At 61.4% G+C, this 20238-nt stretch carries 17 protein-coding genes; 5 read left to right on the plus strand and 12 right to left on the minus strand.

The features are described 5' to 3' along the window. Positions 1-165 precede the first annotated feature (165 nt). The gene (locus IPK70_13600; protein MBK8228193.1) at positions 166-570 is read left to right on the plus strand and encodes a hypothetical protein; all 405 of its coding nucleotides are present in this window, start codon (positions 166-168) and stop codon (positions 568-570) included. Between the two features lie 55 nt (positions 571-625). Here IPK70_13600 and IPK70_13605 read toward each other — a convergent pair whose 3' ends face one another. From IPK70_13605 to IPK70_13620, 4 genes are all read right to left on the minus strand, one after another. Beyond that, positions 626-823, minus strand: a complete 198-nt coding sequence (locus IPK70_13605) for a hypothetical protein (protein MBK8228194.1) — start codon at positions 821-823, stop codon at positions 626-628. Next, on the minus strand, positions 820-1236 hold the full coding sequence (locus IPK70_13610; GenBank protein MBK8228195.1) for a VOC family protein: 417 nt from the start codon (positions 1234-1236) through the stop codon (positions 820-822). The genes IPK70_13605 and IPK70_13610 overlap by 4 nt, the downstream gene beginning before the upstream one ends. 77 nt (positions 1237-1313) lie before the next feature. Beyond that, positions 1314-1730: a hypothetical protein gene (locus IPK70_13615; GenBank protein MBK8228196.1), complete on the minus strand. Its 417-nt coding sequence runs from the start codon at positions 1728-1730 to the stop codon at positions 1314-1316. Between the two features lie 6 nt (positions 1731-1736). Beyond that, positions 1737-2765: a deoxyhypusine synthase family protein gene (locus IPK70_13620; GenBank protein ID MBK8228197.1), complete on the minus strand. Its 1029-nt coding sequence runs from the start codon at positions 2763-2765 to the stop codon at positions 1737-1739. A 100-nt stretch (positions 2766-2865) separates the two neighbouring features. Here IPK70_13620 and IPK70_13625 point away from each other — a divergent pair, with 100 nt between their 5' ends. The 3 genes from IPK70_13625 to IPK70_13635 all read left to right on the plus strand — a co-directional run bounded on the left by IPK70_13625 (position 2866) and on the right by IPK70_13635 (position 5919). Further along, positions 2866-3999, plus strand: coding sequence for a DNA replication/repair protein RecF (locus IPK70_13625; GenBank protein MBK8228198.1), 1134 nt, complete (start codon positions 2866-2868; stop codon positions 3997-3999). Continuing rightward, positions 3953-4258, plus strand: coding sequence for a DUF721 domain-containing protein (locus tag IPK70_13630; protein MBK8228199.1), 306 nt, complete (start codon positions 3953-3955; stop codon positions 4256-4258). The genes IPK70_13625 and IPK70_13630 overlap by 47 nt, the downstream gene beginning before the upstream one ends. 257 nt (positions 4259-4515) lie before the next feature. Then, the gene (locus IPK70_13635) at positions 4516-5919 is read left to right on the plus strand and encodes an FAD-binding protein (protein ID MBK8228200.1); all 1404 of its coding nucleotides are present in this window, start codon (positions 4516-4518) and stop codon (positions 5917-5919) included. On the opposite strand, the gene IPK70_13640 is transcribed toward IPK70_13635, so the two are convergent. The 6 genes from IPK70_13640 to IPK70_13665 all read right to left on the minus strand — a co-directional run bounded on the left by IPK70_13640 (position 5916) and on the right by IPK70_13665 (position 15614). Next, on the minus strand, positions 5916-6800 hold the full coding sequence (locus tag IPK70_13640; GenBank protein ID MBK8228201.1) for a MerR family transcriptional regulator: 885 nt from the start codon (positions 6798-6800) through the stop codon (positions 5916-5918). The genes IPK70_13635 and IPK70_13640 overlap by 4 nt on opposite strands. 145 nt (positions 6801-6945) lie before the next feature. Then, positions 6946-9354, minus strand: a complete 2409-nt coding sequence (locus IPK70_13645) for a DUF4397 domain-containing protein (GenBank protein ID MBK8228202.1) — start codon at positions 9352-9354, stop codon at positions 6946-6948. 171 nt (positions 9355-9525) lie between these two features. Beyond that, positions 9526-12291 (minus strand): CotH kinase family protein, encoded by a 2766-nt coding sequence (locus IPK70_13650; GenBank protein ID MBK8228203.1) that lies wholly within the window; start codon positions 12289-12291, stop codon positions 9526-9528. Positions 12292-12441: 150 nt separating this feature from the next. Next, on the minus strand, positions 12442-13740 hold the full coding sequence (locus tag IPK70_13655) for a glycosyltransferase family 39 protein (GenBank protein ID MBK8228204.1): 1299 nt from the start codon (positions 13738-13740) through the stop codon (positions 12442-12444). Between the two features lie 236 nt (positions 13741-13976). Next, positions 13977-14285, minus strand: coding sequence for a GNAT family N-acetyltransferase (locus IPK70_13660; protein ID MBK8228205.1), 309 nt, complete (start codon positions 14283-14285; stop codon positions 13977-13979). A gap of 210 nt (positions 14286-14495) precedes the next feature. Continuing rightward, positions 14496-15614 (minus strand): M42 family metallopeptidase, encoded by a 1119-nt coding sequence (locus IPK70_13665; GenBank protein MBK8228206.1) that lies wholly within the window; start codon positions 15612-15614, stop codon positions 14496-14498. A gap of 114 nt (positions 15615-15728) precedes the next feature. Between IPK70_13665 and IPK70_13670 the strand changes: the two genes are divergently transcribed. Beyond that, a complete protein-coding gene (locus IPK70_13670) occupies positions 15729-17708 on the plus strand; it encodes an OmpA family protein (GenBank protein MBK8228207.1) in 1980 nt (659 codons plus the stop codon). Between the two features lie 7 nt (positions 17709-17715). Here the strand turns inward: IPK70_13670 and IPK70_13675 are convergent, their stop codons facing one another. Both IPK70_13675 and IPK70_13680 read right to left on the minus strand, forming a co-directional pair. Continuing rightward, on the minus strand, positions 17716-18045 hold the full coding sequence (locus IPK70_13675; protein MBK8228208.1) for a T9SS type A sorting domain-containing protein: 330 nt from the start codon (positions 18043-18045) through the stop codon (positions 17716-17718). A gap of 12 nt (positions 18046-18057) precedes the next feature. Next, entirely contained in the window at positions 18058-20229 is a 2172-nt protein-coding gene (locus tag IPK70_13680) for a hypothetical protein (GenBank protein ID MBK8228209.1), read from the minus strand. Between the last annotated feature and the right edge of the window lie 9 nt (positions 20230-20238).

The following is a 20238-nucleotide window of genomic DNA, read 5'->3' on the forward strand; positions in this document are numbered from 1 at the left end:
TTGAGCATTCGTCCACAAAGGGCGGGAACCACGGATTGCACGCGCGATCAAGTCTCGTAATCCTACGAACAATGCGCAGGGAGGAACTTGCGTTAATTCCATGTTAATCTTCGGTGAACTTGATGCTACCTTTGTGCGTATAAGACGGCAAAGAACCGGAAGACCATGCGTGGGATTGCTTTCTTCTTCGTTTTCATGATCATGGGTGGGTCGTTGTCCGCGCAACGTGCGGAGTTGCTTGTTCAAGAGCGCTATCCTGATGGTACGCTCCGGGCAACGCGTTATCGCGAGGGTGATCGGGTCCGTTTCATCACCTATCATGAAAATGGCCGTGTGAAGGAGATGGGCGGCTTCCGCGATGGTCGCCGCGATGGTGAATGGAAGCAGTTCAGCGATACCGGTGCGGTGCTGGCGCATGCGAGCTTCCGCAATGGCCTGCGGCAGGGCGTTTGGGAGTTCCGCAGCCATAGGAACAGCGTGGTCTGCCGGCTGGTTTACAGCGAAGGCGTGATACAGCGCGGCGAGCAATATGATGAGCGAGGCGAATTGGTCGCCATGCGCGACTATTGACCTTGCTGCACTCGATTCAGGAAGGCGCTCATCCGGGCGCCTTCATCTTTGCTGATCAACGGTCCAGGAAGTCCTTCGCGCCGGGGTAGCTGAAGACCTTGTAGGCGAGCACCAGGACAGAGATGGTCTGCATGAGTGAAGCCCCAGCGAGCAGGGCATCAGCATAGGGCCAATGCATGATCTTGATCGTTGCGCCCATGATGGTGAGGGCGAGACCGAAGAGAAAGAGCACGATGGCTCCGCGCGCGGTCATGCCTTCCGGAACAGGTCATCCGCGTCCTCAAAGGCCTTGAACTCGATCGCGTGCCCATCCGGGTCCTCGATGAACATGCTGCGCTGCTCACCCACCTCGCCTTTCATCACCAAGCGCGGCTCAATGAAGAAGGGATGGCCGACCTTCTTGAGCTTGTCTCGGAGCTTCTTCCAGTCACTCATGGAAAGCACGATGCCCCAATGGTCGCTGGGCACATTGGATTCCGGGTTGTAGATGCGCGCAGTCCTGTACGTCACGGGCACTTCCTGGATAGTGAGTTGGTGGCCGAAGAAGTCGAAATCGACCCAGGTCTTGGCGCTCCGGCCTTCCTTGAGGCCGAGGAATTTCCCGTAGAAAGCCTTCATGCGCTTGAGGTCCGTGGTGGCGATGGCGATATGGAAAGTGCCGTTCATGGTGCAGGTGTTGCGCCGAAAGTAAACAGGCCCCGGAGTTATCCGGGGCCTGTTTCAGAAGCAAGGTTCAGCGGGGATCAGTCCTCGTCATCGTCCTTGTCATCATCATCCCCGGCGTCCTCCTCATCGTCCTCGTCGTCATCGGCATCATCATCATCATCATCATCATCCGCATCGTCGGCGTCGTCGATGCCATCGCCTTCGTCTTCTGCCTCGCCCTCGATCCCATCCTCCGCATCAAGGTCTTCATCACCGGCTGCGGCAGGCTCGTTGTCCTGATCCAGGAACTCTTCGATCTCAGCGCGGCTCTCCGCGTTGATCTTGATCAGGTAAAGGGCTTCGGGTGTACTCAGCTCGATAACCCGCAGCATCTCGCCTTTGGCGGTAGGGATGGTCTTGATGTGCGAGGTGTCGATCCCGTCAGGATATTGTTCCTGCAGGGTCTCCTTGAGCGCATCGGTCAAGGTGTTGAAGGAGCGAATCAGGCGCTGCATGGTGGTTCACATGTCGAGGACGTAGGCGAAGATGAGGGGCGCCACAATAGTAGCATCACTCTCGATGATGTGCTTCGGGGTGTCGGTATCGAGTTTCCCCCAGGTGATCTTCTCGTTGGGCACGGCGCCGCTATAGCTGCCGTAGCTGGTGGTGCTGTCGCTGATCTGGCAGAAGTAGCTCCAGAAGGGGATGTGATCACGCTGGAGGTCCTGGTGCAGCATGGGCACCACGCAGATAGGGAAGTCTCCGGCGATACCCCCGCCGATCTGGAAGAAGCCGATGCCGTCCGTGCCGCAATTGCTCGTGTACCATTCGGCCAGGAACATCATGTACTCGATGCCGCTCTTCATCATCTGCGGCTTGCAATCACCGGTCATGCAATGGCCGGCGAAGATGTTGCCAAGGGTGCTGTCCTCCCAACCGGGGCATATGATAGGCAGGTTGCGCTCGGCAGCCGCCACCATCCAGCTGTCCTTCGGGTCAATCTGGTAGTACTGCTGCAGCACGCCGCTCCTGATCATGGCGTAGAAGTACTCGTGCGGGAATCGGCGGTTGCCGCTCTTATCGTCGGCTGTCCAGAGGTCGAGCACGTGCTTCTCCAAGCGGCGAAAGGCCTCGTGCTCAGGGATGCAGGTATCCGTGACGCGATTCATGCCGCGGTCCAGCAATGCGCGCTCCTGCTCCGGGGTGAGGTCGCGGTAATTCGGGATGCGCTCGTAATGGTCGTGCGCCACCAGGTTCATCACATCCTCTTCGAGGTTCGCGCCGGTGCAGCTGATGATATCGACCTTGCCCTGCCGGATCATCTCCGCCAGGATCTTGCCAAGCTCACCGGTGCTCATCGCCCCGGCCAGCGTGATCATCATCTTCCTCCCTCGGCCCAAATGCTCCTTGTAGCCCTTCGCGGCATCCACGAGCGCGGCGGCGTTGAAGTGCAGGAAGTGCTTCTCGATGAACGCCGAAACGGGCCGAGCTCCCGTTGCAGTGCTGGCAGCTTGGGTGGGCGAGGGCTTGGCAACAGGTTGTGTTTGCATGGCGGAAGTAGGCGATGAGGCGGGGCCGAAGATAAAAGCGCGATCGCTCGGCAGTGGCCAGCACCGCGCCGGACGCTCGCGGCGCCGTTAGCTTCGCCGCATGGCCTTCCACCTCGCCCGACTGCATGTGATCAACTTCCGCAATCACCGCGAAGCGGAAGCCGATCTGTGCGCTGAGGTGAATTGCTTCACCGGACCCAATGGCGTGGGCAAGACCAACCTGCTTGATGCGGTCCATTACCTCGCGCTCGGCAAAGGATACCTCGAGGCGCAGGACCAGCATAACGTGCGGCACGGTGAGGAGCTTTTCGTGGTTCAGGGCGTGATGCGCGGTGATGATGGCGATGATGCCGTGCTCTGCAGCGTGCGACGCGGCATGCGCAAGGTGCTCAGCCGCAACCGCAAGGAATACGACCGCCTGGCCGATCACGTGGGCCGCTACCCCGTGGTGATGATCACGCCGTACGACGGCCAGCTCATCCTCGATGGCAGCGAGGTGCGGCGCCGCTTCATCGATGGCCTGATCGCGCAATTCGATAAGCCCTTCCTCGATGCGCTGATCCGATACAACCGCGCACTCTCGCAGCGCAACGCATTGCTGAAGCAGGCAGCTGAACATGGCGGGGTGCAGCCATCGGCGCTGGAGCCGTGGGATGAGCAGCTCTGCGTGCTCGCCTCGGCTGTGCATGCCGCGCGCAGCGCCTTCATCCATGACCTGGCACCGCTGCTGCTGGAGCATTATGCCGCCATCAGCTCAGGGCCTGAGCAAGTGGCGCTGGAATACCGTTCACCGCTCAATGGCGCATCGATGCGCGACCTGCTTGCCGGGAGCTGGGAACGCGACCTCGCCGCGCAGCACACCACGTCGGGCGTCCACAAGGACGATCTGCTCTTCACCCTAGACGGGCAGCCCTTGAAGCGCTTCGGATCGCAGGGCCAGCAGAAGACCTACCTCATAGCGCTGAAGCTCGCGCAGTTCGAGCTCACCACGCAGCGCGCCGGCCAGCGCCCCATCCTGCTGCTCGACGACATCTTCGATAAGATCGACCCGCAGCGCATGCGCCACCTGCTGCAGCTGCTCAGCGATCACCGCTTCGGGCAAGTGCTCATCACCGACACCGATCCGAAGCGCCTCCATGCCGCGCTCGATGGCCTCGACCTTGAGACGCGCTTCTTCCACCTCACCCATGAAGGCATCACCCGTGAAGCGCCGCAACGAGCAATCGCTGGCTGAGGCCATCGGTCACCTGGTCGATGGCGCTGGCATGCGCGAGCGCCTCGACGAGGCCGCCATCGCCGAAGCATGGCCCGAAGTGGCGGGTGCCATGGTGGCGCGCCATACCACCGCGCTCCGCTTGCGCAGCACCGTCCTGCGGATAAGCGTGGACAGTGCACCGCTGCGGCAAGAGCTCAATTACCTGCGCGCCGAAATCCTTGCGCGGATCAATGAACGGGCCGGGCGCCAAGTGGTGAAAGAGGTGGTGGTGCAGTGATGGCAGAGGACCGGCCGGCATGAGCTGAGACCAAAGGGGGGTGATTTCGCTCTAGGCTGCGGCAGTGGTGATATTCCCGTCAGCTCACGCCTCGCACTCAATCCGCAACGGCAATCCTTACTGCAATTCGAGTTCATTGAAGACCTTCAGCGCAGGGACCTGGCCTCTCCGATTCCCGATTCCATTCGCTCGTTGTTCCGGATCCTTCACGCTCTTAGCTCCAGTTGCAGAACTTCGCGAACGCTTAACCGGCTCCCATGCCCGATCTCGACATCATTGATTCCGTGTATCAGCAGCTCTTGGATGCACTGGGCCCCGAAGGCCTCTCGCGTTCCGACGAGGCACGCCGATCTTATGGTCACGATGAGACCGAGGACCTCAGCTTTCCGCCCTCGGCCGTGGCAAGGCCCGCTAGCACCGGGCAAGTGAGCGCCGTGGTGCGCATCTGTGCGGAGCATCATATCCCCATCACGCCCATCGGTGGTCGGACTGGCCTTAGTGGTGGCGCGCTGAGCGTGCATGGTGGCGTGGGCCTCGCACTCGACCGCATGGATGCCATTGAGCACATCGATGAGCGAAACCTGCAAGTGACGGTGCAGCCGGGCGTGATCACGCAGGTGCTGCAAGAGACCGTGGCCGCGAAGGGCCTGTATTATCCGCCGGACCCCAGCAGCCGCGGCAGTTGCACCATAGGCGGCAACATCGCAGAGAACGCCGGCGGGCCAAGAGCCGTGAAGTATGGCGTCACGCGCGACTTCGTGCTCAATCTGGAAGTGGTGCTGCCCAATGGCGAGGTGATCTGGACTGGTGCCAATACGCTGAAGAACGCCACGGGCTACGACCTCACGCGCTTGCTCGTGGGCAGCGAGGGCACCTTGGGCATCGTGACCAAGGCCGTGCTGCGCCTTGTGCCCTTGCCGAAGGAGGACCGGCTCATGCTCGTGCCCTTCGCCAGCGCGGAGAAGGCATGTGAGGCGGTGAGCGCCACGTTCAGAGCTGGCGTCACGCCCAGCGCCATGGAGTTCATCGAGCGTGACGCCATCGTGTGGACGATGCAGCACACCGAGGGACTGCCCGCGCAGCTCTCATCGGAACCCGGTGCCTACCTCCTCATCGAGGTCGATGGCGATCATGCCGATGCGATCATGCGCTGCTGCGAGACGATCGTCACGGTGATGGAGGCGCATGAAGCGGGAGAAGTGCTCTTCGCAGAGGGCTCAGCCGAGAAGGATGCGCTTTGGCGCATGCGGCGCAGCGTGCCGGTGAGCGTGAAGGCCCATAGCGTGTACAAGGAAGAGGATACCGTGGTGCCGCGTTACGAACTGCCGCGTTTGCTGAAGGGCGTGAAGGGGATCGGCGCGCGCTACGGCTTCAGCAGCGTGTGTTACGGCCACGCCGGCGATGGCAACCTTCACGTGAACATCATCAAGGGCGACCTTTCCGATGCTTTCTGGGAACACGAATTGCCGAAAGCCATCCGCGAGATCTTCGCCCTGACCGTTTCGCTGGGCGGCACGCTCAGCGGCGAGCACGGCATCGGCTTGGTTCAACGGCCCTACATGGACATCGCCTTCAATGCTGAACAGCTCAATGTGATGCGCGCAATCAAGCAAGCCTTCGACCCGCAGGGCATCATGAATCCCGGGAAGGTGCTGCCCTAGCGAGGGGCCACCGTAGAAATGAGCGCTCCCAGGTCAGGGAAGAGCTGCATGCCTTCCGGCACCGCGGAGGCCTCGACCCCACGCAAGGGCATGCCTGCGGCCATGAACGTGATCCGCGGGTCGGGCATGCTTGCGCGAAGCGCGCGCAGGTACGCTGGCGCATCATCGGCCGTTGGCCGAACCACGAGAAGGGTGATGAATCGGATGGGACCGTGGTAAAGGCCCGCCACCTGGAGCAGGTCATTGCTGGGGACGCTCTGGCCCAAATAGATGGTTCGATGGCCAGCGGCGCGCAACAGGTGATTCAAGTAGAGAAGGCCCAATTCATGGATCTCATCCTCCGGCAGGTAAAGAACATCGATCGGATGGCTGTTGCTCAACGGGAGCTTCGATGTCTCGGTGATCAGCCGTTGCCGCACCAGATTGCTCACGAAATGCTCCTGTGCCGGGCAGATCGTATTGCTCTGCCAAAGCAGGCCGATGCGCTCCAGGAGCTTCACGAGCACGTCCTCGACGAGCGCACGGAAGCCATGCTGCGCCGCATAGGCATCGCAGGTGCCCTCGAACAGCGGCTCATCGAATGAGAGCATCGCCATCACCAGCGTGTTGATGATGCCCAAGGAATCATGGTCCTGTAAGGCGGCTTGGCGCACTGCCCGGTCGCGCTCTGCCACGGGCATGGCGGCGATCTTGGAGATCTTATGGCCCTTCTGATTGAGGTAGGCCACATTGAGGATCGTCTTCAGCTCATCGATGTCGTACGTGCGGATGTTGGTGTCGGTGCGATCGGGCTTCAGCAGGCCGTATCGCCGTTCCCAAACCCGGATGGTGTGCGCCTTCACCCCGGTGAACTGCTCCAGATCACGGATCTGGAATCGCATGAGGAAGGGTCCCATTGGCGGCGGTGAAAGTAAAGGGGTGGTTAATAATGATCGGATAGCGATAGAGAGGGCGCCCTATTCACCGCCAAATGGGAAGGGCCCCCACCAAACCTTCGGGGGCCCTTCCGCATGGCGGACGAATCGCTTAGCGCGCGATCACGACCGGTACGTTCACTGAGCCGCCGTCGCTCCGAAGCGTGAGCGTGTAGCTTCCATTGGCCATGCCGCTCAGGTCCAAGTTCAACTGAGTGCGACCGCTGTTCAGGGCCGTGCTGCTCATCAGGCGTGCAGTGCGGCCGGTGGCGTCGATCAGGTCCACTTCAAGGTTGGCATCGCGCAAGGCGTCCACATCAAGCATGAGCCGGTCGTTGGCCGGATTGGGCCATGCCGTAGCAGACGCGATGGGGCCTTCCTCCGAAACGCTTGTTGCGATGGGCAATTCCACCAAGCTGCCGCCACTGGCCAAGGCCACCCAGAGACCGAAGGCTGGACCGTTGCTGTTGTTCGCAGGGTTCAGGAATCCGCTGGCGAGCACGGTGAGGGCGGCGCCTTGCAAGCCGAGTGTCTGAAGCGGAGCGGCATAAGAGGCCACGGTCGTTGCGCCATCAGCCGTTTGCACCTGCAGGGTGAAATCGAGCGTGGGCAGTTCCAGATAGCCATCGAATTCACCGTAGGAGAGGTCATTCACGATGGTGGTGCTCACCACAGCGCTCTCGAACACGTCAACCGTGGGCGCATCGGTGCAGCCGTGGAAAACGAGCACATCGGTGCCAGCGCCTTGGGCAGTTTCGCGGGCACCGGGGTAAACATATATGTCGAAGGGCGTGGCGGGATTGTAGCCGCTAGCGCTCACGATGCCGTTGGCCACCAGGATGAAGGTCTCACCGGCAGGCAGGTTGTAATTGAAATCGGCGATGGCATCGGCCACGCTGGTGCTGTTGCCCGGAGCGATGCTGAGGGTGAGGTCAACGCCGGCCTGCACATCAACGAAGGGCGTGGCGGTGCGGAAGGCGAAGTCATCAACAAGCAGTGCGCCGTTGAGGTACACGTCCACTTCGCTGGCGGCGGCATCGGCGCTGTTATGGATGGCCTGGATACGAGCGGTGGGAATGGTGGCTGCAGGCAATTCAACGAGGGCTCCGCCGCTGGGCAGGGCCACCCAAAGACCGAAGGCAGGTCCGTTGCTGTTGGCTGCGGGATTCAGGAATCCGCTGGCGAGCACGGTGAGCGCTGCGCCTTGGAGGCCGAGGGTCTGCAAAGGGGCGGCATAGGCAGCTACGATGGTGCTGTTGTCAGCCGTGCGCACTTGCAGGGTGAAGTCGAGCGTGGGCAGTTCGAGGTAACCTGCGAAATCACTGTAGCTGAAGTCGTCGATGATGGTGGTGCTCACCACGGCGCTCTCGAACACGTCAACCATGGGAGCGTCAGTGGCTCCGTGCAGGGCCAGCACGTCGGTGCCGGGCCCTTGGGCGGTTTCGCGAGCACCCGGGAAAACAAGGATGTCGAAGGGCGTGGCGGGATTGTAGCCGCTAGCGCTCACGATGCCGTTGGCCACCAGGATGAAGGTCTCACCGGCAGGCAGGTTGTAATTGAAATCGGCGATGGCATCGGCCACGCTGGTGCTGTTGCCCGGAGCGATGCTGAGGGTGAGGTCAACGCCGGCCTGCACATCAACGAAGGGCGTGGCGGTGCGGAAGGCGAAGTCATCAACAAACAGTGCGCCGTTGAGATACACGTCCACTTCGCTGGCGGCAGCATCGGCGCTGTTATGGATGGCCTGGATACGAGCGGTGGGAATGGTGGCTGCAGGCAGTTCAACCAGGGCTCCGCCGCGGGGCAGGGCCACCCAAAGACCGAAGGCAGGTCCGTTGCTGTTGGCTGCGGGATTCAGGAATCCGCTGGCGAGCACGGTGAGCGCTGCGCCTTGGAGGCCGAGGGTCTGCAAAGGGGCGGCATAGGCAGCCACGATGGTGCTGTTGTCAGCCGTGCGCACTTGCAGGGTGAAGTCGAGCGTGGGCAGTTCGAGGTAACCTGCGAAATCACTGTAGCTGAAGTCGTCGATGATGGTGGTGCTCACCACGGCGCTCTCGAACACGTCAACCATGGGAGCGTCAGTGGCTCCGTGCAGGGCCAGCACGTCGGTGCCGGGCCCTTGGGCGGTTTCGCGAGCACCAGCGAAGACCTCGATGGTGAATGGGGTGGCGGGGTTGTAGCCGCCTAGGCCCAAGGTGCCGCTTGCCACGGCGATGTAAGTCTCTCCGTCAGCCAAGTTGAAGGTTTGCGTGAATAACGCATCACCTGCGCTTGAACTATTGCCCGGGGCGATGGCCACTTCCAGATCGACCCCAGACGGAAGGTCGATGAATGGGGTGGCAGTGCGGAAACCGAAATCGGGCACCGCCAGGTTTCCGTTCACATAAACATCCACTACGGCCGCATTCAGGTCGGCGCAATTGTGGATCACTTGTAATCGCGCTGTTTGCGCGGATGCCCAGAGTGCCAAGCCGAGGCTCGGAGCGATCAGGGCGGTTCGAAGGGTAGGGAAGAGATTCATCGGTGTTGCGGGTTTAGGTTGACAACACCGGGAGAACAAGGCTCACGGACGATTGTTCAGCGCAAGATCAAATTAGTTGAACAATTTAACACTTAACGATCCAAGACCGAGTATTATTGGGGCCGAATCCGGTCACCAGCGAAGCAGCGCCTCATAGCGCCCGTCCAATAGCTAACGCACAATGGTCACGTGGCCGAAGAGCTCATAGCGGTCTTTCTTGATCGCATCCACGGCATAGGCCTGCCAAGCATAAACCCCGCTCGGCACTTCCTTGCCACTGGCCTGACCATCCCATTCGGCCCACGGATCGTTACTGGACCAGATGATGCCGCCCCAACGGTCGAAGATGTTCAGCTCGTAGGTGGCAAGATCCACTACGTTGATGATGGGCTTGAAAGAGTCGTTGTAGCCATCGCCGTTCGGGGTGAAGGCGTTAGCGATGTAGAACACATAGTCCTGCGGCTTCAAATAAGCGATCACCGTATCGGTGGTGAGGTAGCGCGCCACCTGCGATTTGGTGAGCGAATCACCGGGCAGGTAGGTGTTCACGGTATCGTTCTTGAAGTCCCAATAGAGGAAATCGTAGTAGAGCGCCGGGTTGATGTTGAACGGCACATCGACATCCTCGCCCACGGAAGCCACGGTTGGGAAGCTGGTGTAGGTGGTTCCATCGAAGGTGATGCTGCCGGAATTGGCGGGCACGACATCGAGCATCACATCGTAGCGGGTAGGGGGGATGAAGTGCGCCACGATGCTGTCGGCATCGGTGAAGTTGACCCGCACCAATGAATCGGTGGTGCTCGGCGTGAGCGCATCAGCGCCGAAAATCTCCCAATGGCTGAAGACCCAACCGGTTTCGGGAATAGGGGCCAGCGTGGTATTGATGCCCCCGTAGTACGTGCCCGTGAACGGGTAATCGGGCAGCACGATGCTGTTCACCTGGATCTCTCCGCTCAATGGAGGGTCCACATTGAAGGTGACCTGGAATGGGCCGGCCAGGGTATAGCAATCGATGAGCCCTTGCTGGATGGTGACGCAGCGGGTCTCGATGAATGTGCGCAAGGTCTGCACGTTGTTCTGCCAGCCCGCCAAGGTGCCGTTCCACCGCGCCACTTGGCCCGGCATTTCCGGAGCGATGTTGGCGACCAGGCTGTCGAGGAAGGGCAGCATGAAGTCGCAGTTGAAGAGCGTGTTGCCGAGATCGATGTAGCGGTTGATGTAATAATCATGCACCATCTCATTCTCCGCCAGCAGCTTCTCTAGGATGTCCGTATGGCCTTGCCCGCCCGGGTTGGGCAGATCCTCCACAGCGCATGGGTCTGCGTTCGCGGTTTGGTCTGGAATCCCGGTGAAATTCGTGTAGTGGCCGAAAGTGGCATCCATGTCCCAAAGGATATATCCCCACTTCTTGTGCTCACCCGTTGGGTTCGATCCGCGCCACCAGCCCGTGTTCCAATTGAGCCAATCGGCGCATACCGTGTAGCTGTTCAAGCAGAAGTAGTCGATGAGGCTCTTCCAATTGAGTTGGGTGTCCACATAGTCGAAGTTCGCCTGCACGCCCATGTCATTGCCCATGATGTAGGCCACCAAGGCATCCCAGTCCGTTTGGGCCTGCGCCCCCCCGTATTCGCTCCAGGTTCCGCCCCAGGTCTTTATGAACTGGAGGTCGTACTCTCCTTGGCCATAGTAGTAGTTCGTGTAGTCGTGGTCATCGACCTTCTCGCGCACATCGTAAACGCCCCAATACTGGCCGTTGATGTACACCACAGCGGGCTCATAGCTGCGCTCGTCCACGCGGAGATCCCCGACCTGGCTGAGGGCCTGCACGTACTGGTCGCGGATATGGGCCGGCTGACCAGGTCCGTAGTCGTAGTTGTCTCCAGCCGATGCCTTGACGATCAGGCGTTGGAAATGATCGCGGTCCTTGGTGCGGAAGATCGGATAATGGATGCCATCGTTCTGCCCGAATTGGTCGCGCGCCACGAAGTCGAAGCCGCGATGCTGATAGGCCCAGCTGTCTTGTCCGTGCTCATCGAAAGTGCATCCGGTCTTATCACGCAGCACGCCATTGGCGCCGAAATACTCCATGATGCCCTCGGGCTCGATGCCACCGTTGCCATTAAGGAGCGTGGTCACCTGATCACCGCTGCAGCTGAGGATGGGCAGGGTATGGGTCTGGTTGATGAAATAGGTGTTGGTCTCCACGAAGCTCGGTGGAACCCCTGCGGCAGAGCTGAAGGCCCGTGCCCGCAGCACCGTGGTGGTGTTGATGGCGACAGGGCCAGCGTAGGCCGTGCTGGCGGCAGTGGGCGTGCTGCCGTCGGTGGTGTAACGAATGGTGATCCCAGCGCCCGGTGCGGTGATGGCCACGTTGATCGGTGTGCCATGGTAGCCCGAAGGCTGGCTCATGGTGGGTGTTGCCGCGTAATAGGATGGGCTGGCGCCGGCATTGGCAGCATTCGGGGTGGGCGTGAGGAAGAGGCTCCAAGCAGCTGCTCCATCGGTCGTGCGGCCCCAGCTGTGGTCGGCCTGCGTGGTGTTGACGATCTGGAAATTGTCCACGATGGTTCCAGATGCGTTGCTCAGGACAGCGCGTTCGCCAGCGGCCTGTGTGATCTTGAAGTTCGTATGCAACGGAGCTGCAGTGGTGCCGCGCCCGCTGCACCAGACCACCAGCCGGCCTCCAGCTGGTATGGTGGTTCCGGGCGCTATCTGGTACTTGGTGTTGTTGTTCTGGCTATCGCTCAGGTACCAACCACTCAGGTCTGCAGCCGCGCCGCCGCTGTTGTACAATTCAATCCAATCCTCACGTTCGCCGAAATTGTCCGTGGGGCCGCTCCAGTTGGCCGCGCTCACTTCGTTGATCACTACTTGTGCCGATGCGCTGCATGAAAGGAGCGTGGCGGATACCAGAAGGACCAGAGGGCGATATAGCATCAGGGCTAGGTCTTGGGTGCGGAAAGGTAGAGGGCGCGGTAGCACTGGCCTCACCTCATGGCAAGGCCAGGTTTACACAGTCATTGGACGGCTGTTCAGGACCTTCCGTTGCCCGAAGCGTCGAACAACCATCCGGCCCAAGGCCTCAGGTCAGTTCGGCACGGCTTGCTGACTCTCGCTGAAAAGGAACACCCGGAGCCGATGGTCTGGCTCAGCGAATTGCATGGTATCATAGGCCTGTCGCAGCGCGTCGCGCACCCATGCGCTCTCGTCGTTCCCGCTGGCGTCCACGAGCACGTAGGGGCCGAGCGCTCTGGCTTGAACCGGATCGGGCACCAGGACGCGCGCTTCCAGAAGGTGCGCTTGGTCCTGCCGCAGCTCAGCGATGCCCTGCCCGGCCTTCAGGTTGAGCCAATACCAGGGCGGCACCACTTCCACGTGGCAATCGCTCCCGCACCAAGCATCCACTTGGGCCGCTACTCGTGAAGGCTGGTAGAGTCCTTTCTTCCAAGGGCTGAAGGTGACGGCCATGGCAACCACCAGGGCCGCCCCGGTCAGGTTGGCCGCCAGTTGCGGCAAGCGCGATGCTTGGATGCATAGAGCCACCAGCAGCGCGAAGCCCGGTGCGGAGAATACCAAATAGCGGTCGAGGAACATGGGCTTGAATTGACTCAGCATGAACAGGCCTATCAGGGGAACCAGGCCCCAGATAATGGCCAACCGCAAGCCGGCGTCGCCTCGCTGCCGACGAGCTATGCCAGCAACGATCAAGATGATGGAAGCCGCTGCCACCACCGGGGCATTGCTCCACTTCCACACCATGTTGTAGAGCTCCTCCGGCACCGGGTGCGTGAGCCAAGTGCCTTCGCCAAGGCTATGGCCAGCACGCTTCAGGAACACCAGCACCAGCGGCGCGAAGAGCACCGCGGTGATCACATTGCCCACCACGAAAGCGCCGCGCCATGCACGAAGGCCGGGAACCAGCACGATGCAGAGGCCCTGAACGCCCACCATCAGCCAGCCGAAGTAATGCGTGTAGACCATCACGGCATTCAACAATGCCAGTTGCAAGAGCGCCAGCCAGCCCACTTGCGCATCGCCCATGCGGCGCACCACGAGCCAAAGGCTCCAGCACGCCAGCAGCGTGAAGAGCGCATAGGCGCGCACCTCATGCGCATAGCTGTAGTGGTAGTTGCTCAAGCTGAAGAGCATTGCCGTGATGAGCGCCGTGCGGTCGCCGCCGAGCTTCCGACCGATGAGATGGAGCGGCAAGACCGCCATGGCGCTTAAGACGGCCGAGGGCACCCTGAGCCAGGCCGCCTCGAAAGGAACGAGTTGGCTCCACCACCGAGTGATCAGGAAATGCAGAGGCGGGTTGTTCTCCGCGAAGAGCATGGCCTTGAACCCGGCCAATGGGCCGCTGCGACCAATACACCGTAAAGGGCTCATCGTGCGCGAGGTCGTTAACGCCGAGCCAGAGCAGCTTCACCACCAGGTTGAAGCCGATGAGCGCGAAGAGGATCAGACGATTGTTCACGGCCAGCGTAGCTGCGCAAGGTTAACCGGAGCACGGAACGGTAATTCAGAGAATTGCCACAATGCGGCGTCCGATGGGACGCCGGCAGGAGCGGCCTTAGCCCGCAGACCATTGCCGGAATCGGCAGCGAAGCAGCCAACTCCTGCCATCAGATCTTCCTCCACATCACGTAGTGCATGCCGATCACCGGCAGCTCGAATGCCTCGCCGTGCACCTGGAAGCCTTCGCGCTCATAGAAGGGCACGGCCTTGATCCGCGCGTTGCACCATACCAGCGTGCAATCGAGCTTGCGCAGTTCCTCGATGGCGTACCGAACGATGAGGCCGCCGGCGCCGCGGCCACGATGGTCGGGATGCGTGGCCATGCCGCGCAAGCGGAAGGGACGAGGCCCTTTAATGCCTTTGTGCTTCTCCGGGTAAATGGTTCCTACGCCGATCAAACCGGCTCCGTTCTGCACGCCCAGATGGAATGCGGCTTCATCATTATCGTGCGGCCATTGAACCTCCTCAGTGCGCCGCCCGGCCTAAGCACGAGCAGGCGCAGTGGGTAGGTCTGTTCGGTGGTGATGCGCTGGATCTCCATGCACAACAAGAAGACGGATTCGCGGAAAGGCGTTGCCGCGCGCAATGATCTGCCGGGGCCGGCGTTCACCGGCTCCCTCGTCGAATTATTTGAAATAGCGCAGGTCCTGCCCAGGCTTCAGGCCCTTCACGCTGGCGTGGATCAGCCGGATCACGTTCTCCACGTCCGCGCGGCTCACGGTCTCGACGGTGGTGTGCATGTATCGGAGCGGAAGGCTGATCAATGCGCTGGGCACGCCCGCGCCACCGTATGCGAAGGCATCGGTATCCGTGCCGGTGGCGCGACTGGCGGCCAAGCGCTGGAAGGGGATCTTCTCGGCCTCGGCGGTCTTCACGATGTGGCGGAGCACGCTGTTGTGCACGGCAGGCGCATAGCTGAGCACCGGTCCTTTGCCGCAAGCGATGTCGCCGCTCTGCACCTTGCTCATCATGGGCGTCTGCGTGTCGTGCGTGACATCGGTTACGATGGCCACATCGGGCTTGATGCGCTCCACGATCATCTCCGCGCCGCGGAGCCCAACTTCCTCTTGCACGCTGTTGGTGATGTAGAGCCCGAAGGGCAGCTTGGCGCGCTCCTCCCTGAGCAGCCGCGCAACCTCGGCGATCATGAAGCCGCCCATCCGGTTATCGAGCGCGCGCCCTGTGAAGTGCCGGCCGTTGAGCACCATGAATTCATCCTCGAAGGTGACCACGCAGCCCACATGCACGCCTAGCTTCTCCACCTCGTCCTTGCTTTCGCAGCCGCAATCCAGGAAGATGTTCTCGGTGGTGGGCACCGGGTCATTCTTCGCCGTTCGCACATGGATCGCGGGCCAGCCGAACACCGCTTTCACGATGCCCTTGTCCGTATGGATGTTCACGCGCTTGCTCGGCGCGATCATGTGGTCGCTGCCCCCGTTTCGCTTCACGTAGATGAAGCCCTCCTTGGTGATGTAATGCACGAACCAGCTGATCTCGTCGGCATGGGCCTCGATCACCACCTTCCATTTCGCTTCCGGATTGATGATGCCAACCACGGAGCCGTAAGGGTCCACCAGATGCGCGTCCACGTACGGCTTGATGTACTGGAGCCAGAGCTTCTGCCCTTCGCTCTCGAAGCCGGTGGGCGAGGGGTTATTGAGGTAGCGCTCCAGGAACGCGAGTGAATCTTCGGTGAGCAGGCTCTTCGCCTCCTTCTTCTGCTTGCCTTGCTTCTTCTTGGCCATGTTGTTCGGATCGGGGCCGCTCCATGCGGTGCGCGGCAAACATAGGCGCGGCCCGGAGCGCTGAACCTTCACCTGGAATCGGCGTATGAACAGCGCTTTCGAAGAAACCCTCCCATGGCCAAGCGCATCGCCACGCTCCTCCTTGCCTTCCTGATCGCTGCTAGCGGATTGCTGCTGGCCCAGGATCCGGCCGATGCCAAGCGCTTGCAGGACCTGCTCAAGCGCGCCGAGAAGGCTGAGCGCGCGGGCAGCACCCAATTCGTGCATGCCGAGACCTTGTATGAGGAAGCCCTGGCCTTGGCTCCAGAGAGCGCTGAGGCCAATGCCCGCATGGGCCTCTGCCAACTGAATGGGCCGCACCGCCACAAAGCGCTGCTATACCTTGAGAAGGCCGCTTCCATCGATCCGCTGTTCCCCCGATTGCAGTTCCTGCTCGGGTTCGCGCTGCAGTTGAATGCCCGTTGGGATGAAGCCACTGTTGCTTTCCAACGGCACAAATCGCAGAATCCTTTCCAGGATCCCGACCCGTTGTACAACACCGCCGACGATCATATCACCCAGTGCCGCAATGGCAAGGCGCTGCAGGCACGGGCCGTTCGAGCTGAGGTGATGAACATGGGCGCGGTGATCAACAGCCCGCACGCGGACTATGGCGCGGCCATCACCGCCGATGGTGAGCAGCTCTATTTCACATCGCGCCGGCCGACAAGCGCCGCTGACAAGGTGAACCGGGTCAACGGCGACCACTTCGAGGATGTGTACATGAGCCGGAAGAGCGCATCGGGATGGAGCGCCGCGCAACGATTGCCGGAGCCGGTGAACACACCGGGCAATGATGCGAGCGTGGGCCTCTTCAACGATGGCCGCACGATGCTCATTTACCGCGATCAGGACGGCACAGGCGACCTGTTCGAATGCAAGCGCACCGGCAGCGCCTGGAGCGTCCCCGATCCGCTGGGGCCGACCGTGAACACGCCTCAGCACGAGAGCAGCGCTTGGTACAGCTTCGATCGCCAATGGCTGTACTTCGTGAGCGAGCGGCCTGATGACAATGTGGGCGGTCAGGATATCTACCGCAGTCGTTGGGATGCGGCCACAGGTGATTGGGGCGCCGCCGAGAACCTCGGTCCCACGGTGAATACGATCCATGATGAGGAAGGCGTCTTCGTTCACCCGGATGGCAGGACGATCTACTTCAGCAGCAAGGGGCACAACAGCATGGGCGGTTACGATGTGTTCCGCACGCGTTTGGAGAACGGCCGTTGGACCAAGCCCGAGAACCTGGGATGGCCCGTGAACTCGCCCGACGATGACCTCTTCTTCGTGCTCAGCGCCGATGGGAAGCATGGCTTCCTCAGTTCATTCCGTGCCGACGGCTTGGGAGAAGACGATCTCTACGCGGTGGACTTCTTGGCGGAGGAAGCCATAGGTGAGCCGGTTGCCAGCGCAAGCGGTGCCCCGATCGCACCAGCATCATCCACCGCCGTGCTGGTCAAGGGCAAGATCCTATCGCTCCGTTTCCTTAACGGCATGGAGGCCGATATTGAGCTGCTCGACCTCTCCGATGCTTCGCTGGTGGCGCGCTTCAAGAGCGATGGCGAGACGGGCGAGTACATGGTGGCCGTTCCCGGCGGGAAGGAGTACGCCATGTACGTGAAGGCTAACGGCCACCTGGTGCACAGCCAGCGGATCACCGTGCCTGAGCGCAGCGCCGCACAGCTCGATTGGGATGTGAACCTGGAGCCGCTCGCCGCTGGAAGCAGCAGCACCATGCGCAACCTTTTCTTCGCTGTGAACAGCGCGGTGCTCGAAGAGGCCTCACGCACGGAGCTCAACCAGCTGGTCGAGCTGCTCACTGTCAATCCTGGCTTGCGCATCGAAGTGGGCGGCCACACCGATGCGGACGGCAGCGAGGAGCACAATCAGAAGCTCTCGGAGGAGCGGGCCAATAATGTGCGCGATCATCTCATCGGCAAGGGCATTGCGGCCGACCGGCTGGTGGCCAAGGGCCATGGAGCGTCGAAGCCAGTGGCTCCGAACGACTCGGAAGCGACCAAGGCGCTCAACCGCCGCACGGAGATCACCGTGCTCTGAGCGCCGCTCAGCGCACCAGCCGCTGGTTCCAGAGGCCCCTGTCCGTGATCACCTGCACGATGTAGGCAGATGCAGCGCGCGCGCTCAGGTCGATGATGCCGGTGGCTGCACGCTGTTCCAGGACCATCCGTCCCGATGCGTCCATCACGCGCACTTGCCGCAGGGCGCCATGCTCTTGGGCCAGATTCAATCTGAATCGGCCCTCGTGGTCGATGGGCACGATGCGTGGCGGCGTGCTGGCCCCGATCTCGGTCACTGAAGCGAAGGGTGAGAAGAACAGATCCGCCTCCCAGATGCCGCGGCCATAAGTGGCTGCGCGCAGCTTTCCGATGGCCATGTTGATCTCGAGCTAGCTCACCACCACGTTGGGCATGCCCGTTCCGTATGGCTCCCATGCATTCGTGTAATCGTCGCGGTAGAACACGCCCAGGTCGGTGCCCAGATATACGCCGTTGGGCGAGTTGGGCTGGCACACGACGCTATTGGCCGGCACATTGGGCAGGCCCGCGCTCCTGTTGATCCAAGTGGCGCCGCCATCGGTGCTCTCGAAGATCTTGTTCGAGACATGCTGCCCGGAGTAGCTGATCCAGAGATGGAAGGCATCCTCAGGGTCAACCGCAATGGAGGTGGGCGACTGGTTCTGTGGAAGGCCCGGCCGGATGTTGACCTGCGTGAAGCCTTGGTCGGTGAGCCGCGAGACCTTGTCGTTGCGCGCCACGTACCACACATCGCTATTGCTTGGCGCGATGGCGAGGCAACGAACGAATTCCGTTGTGGGCCATCCGGTCATGTCCACCCAATTGCCGCCTTGATCCTCGGAGTACAGCAGGTTGTTGAAGCCTGCGAACATGCGTCCAGGCACCTGTGGGTCCAATGCGAAAGGAGTTACCCATGCGCCTTCCTCGAACATGTCATCGGTAAGGGAGGTCCAGTCCACGCCGCCATTGCTCGAGCGCCGGAGGCCACCGTTCTGGGAAGAGCTGAAGATGGTGCCTGGATCGAAAGGGTCCACAGCGGCTTCCATGCCATCGGCACCGAACACGTGGGTCCAATCACCGTTCATGCATCGGTTGCTGCCATTGTCCTGTGCCCCTGCCATGATCAGGCCGGGCATCAGTTCGCTGCTGCCGAGGCGGTAGAATTGCATGATGTCGAGCCCAGCGCTGAGGTCGTTCCAGGTCTCTGCGCCATCTTCGGAGACGTACATGCCGCCGTCCGATCCGCAATAGAGCTTGCCGTCATGCACATCGAGCGAATGGATGTCGGCATGCGTGTAGCCCACCTCAGCAGGATAGACCCAATGCGATTTGATCTGCCAGCTGGCCCCGCCATTCACGCTGCGCCACACGTTGATGCCGCCCACGTAAACGATGTCGGCATTGTCGGGATCAACGGCCAGGGCCATGTCGTACCAAGCCTGGCCGCCACTGCCGCTGCCGTTCTCCGAATAGCTGAAGATGTTGGGTGAATCGGAGCGCAGCTCGAAGGTGAGTCCGGCATCGGTGCTGCGCCAGAGGCCCAGGAAGCCATTGTCCTCCTCGTTGCTGCATAGGGCATACACCACCTCGGGCGCCGAAGGGCTCACCGCGATCGCCATGCGGCCTACGAGGTCGGGGGTGGGCAAGCCATCGTTGGTGGTCGGCGTGAGGATTTCTCCACCCGCGGTACTGCGGAAGAAGCGATCGGTGCAGGCATACACCTGCGTGGGGTCGCCGGGCTTGAACTCCACATCGCGGAAGCTGCCCGTGGAGAGTTGCTGCCAGGTGTTCGCGCCATCGAGCGTTCGGTAGAGGCCGTTGCTGGCTGCGCAATACAGTCGCTGAGCGTTGGTAGGGTCCATGCGCAACGCCCGTGTGGTGCGGGTCTGGGTGATCGTCCAATTGAGGCCCGTCGCGCTCCACGTTTCCCCATTGTCGATGCTCTTCAGCACGCCTTGGCTGTACGTGTCCGCGCCGTCGCCATCACCGGTGGCGATGTAGATCACGCCTGAGCCGCTGGTGTCTATGGCGATGCCGCTCACGCCCATGCTTGACAGGTCGGTGTACAGCGGTTCCCAGGTCGAGCCGTAGTCCGTGCTTCGCCAGAGGCCGCTGGCGGGAGTGCCCGCATAGATCACATCGGCCTGGCCCGGATGCGTGGCCGTGCAGTTCACGCGGCCATTGCCGGGGTTGTAAGAGATGCTCGTCCAATTCGACGGGCCAAGAGGCTCCCACACTGCTTCGTCGCGAGCACCGCGCTGGTTGCGGAGGGCGTCCAATTCAGCGTTCGCCTGCGCGTAGATCGATGGGTCGAGGCGTGCCCCATCCGCGCCGCAGCGCTGTTCCATGAACCAGTACCAGCGCTGGAATTGCTTCCAGCCCTGGCCGCGCTCGTAAGGGCGGTTCTGCCAATGCGCATCGAAGGCGGCCTTCACCTCATGCACAGGGCGTGATTCGTCGAGCATCAGCTCCACCCATTGCTGGGCTCGGAGGGCAGGAGAGGAGATGAGGACAGCGAAGAAGACGGGGATTGTGTGTCGCATCGGGTTGAG

The sequence above is a fragment of the Flavobacteriales bacterium genome (genome assembly GCA_016712535.1).
Lineage (GTDB): Bacteria > Bacteroidota > Bacteroidia > Flavobacteriales_F > PHOS-HE28 > PHOS-HE28.

Bases quoted from the DNA above. Each gene is read 5' to 3' on its own strand.
- IPK70_13675 (MBK8228208.1), bottom strand. From the start codon at position 18,045: ATGGCCATCGGAAAGCTGCGCGCAGCCACTTATGGCCGCGGCATCTGG.
- IPK70_13645 (MBK8228202.1), bottom strand. From the start codon at position 9,354: ATGAATCTCTTCCCTACCCTTCGAACCGCCCTGATCGCTCCGAGCCTC.
- IPK70_13670 (MBK8228207.1), top strand. From the start codon at position 15,729: ATGGCCAAGCGCATCGCCACGCTCCTCCTTGCCTTCCTGATCGCTGCT.
- IPK70_13625 (MBK8228198.1), top strand. From the start codon at position 2,866: ATGGCCTTCCACCTCGCCCGACTGCATGTGATCAACTTCCGCAATCAC.
- IPK70_13600 (MBK8228193.1), top strand. From the start codon at position 166: ATGCGTGGGATTGCTTTCTTCTTCGTTTTCATGATCATGGGTGGGTCG.
- IPK70_13640 (MBK8228201.1), bottom strand. From the start codon at position 6,800: ATGCGATTCCAGATCCGTGATCTGGAGCAGTTCACCGGGGTGAAGGCG.
- IPK70_13610 (MBK8228195.1), bottom strand. From the start codon at position 1,236: ATGAACGGCACTTTCCATATCGCCATCGCCACCACGGACCTCAAGCGC.
- IPK70_13635 (MBK8228200.1), top strand. From the start codon at position 4,516: ATGCCCGATCTCGACATCATTGATTCCGTGTATCAGCAGCTCTTGGAT.
- IPK70_13615 (MBK8228196.1), bottom strand. From the start codon at position 1,730: ATGCAGCGCCTGATTCGCTCCTTCAACACCTTGACCGATGCGCTCAAG.
- IPK70_13665 (MBK8228206.1), bottom strand. From the start codon at position 15,614: ATGGCCAAGAAGAAGCAAGGCAAGCAGAAGAAGGAGGCGAAGAGCCTG.
- IPK70_13655 (MBK8228204.1), bottom strand. From the start codon at position 13,740: ATGAGCCCTTTACGGTGTATTGGTCGCAGCGGCCCATTGGCCGGGTTC.
- IPK70_13650 (MBK8228203.1), bottom strand. From the start codon at position 12,291: ATGCTATATCGCCCTCTGGTCCTTCTGGTATCCGCCACGCTCCTTTCA.
- IPK70_13620 (MBK8228197.1), bottom strand. From the start codon at position 2,765: ATGCAAACACAACCTGTTGCCAAGCCCTCGCCCACCCAAGCTGCCAGC.
- IPK70_13630 (MBK8228199.1), top strand. From the start codon at position 3,953: ATGAAGGCATCACCCGTGAAGCGCCGCAACGAGCAATCGCTGGCTGAG.
- IPK70_13680 (MBK8228209.1), bottom strand. From the start codon at position 20,229: ATGCGACACACAATCCCCGTCTTCTTCGCTGTCCTCATCTCCTCTCCT.
- IPK70_13605 (MBK8228194.1), bottom strand. From the start codon at position 823: ATGACCGCGCGCGGAGCCATCGTGCTCTTTCTCTTCGGTCTCGCCCTC.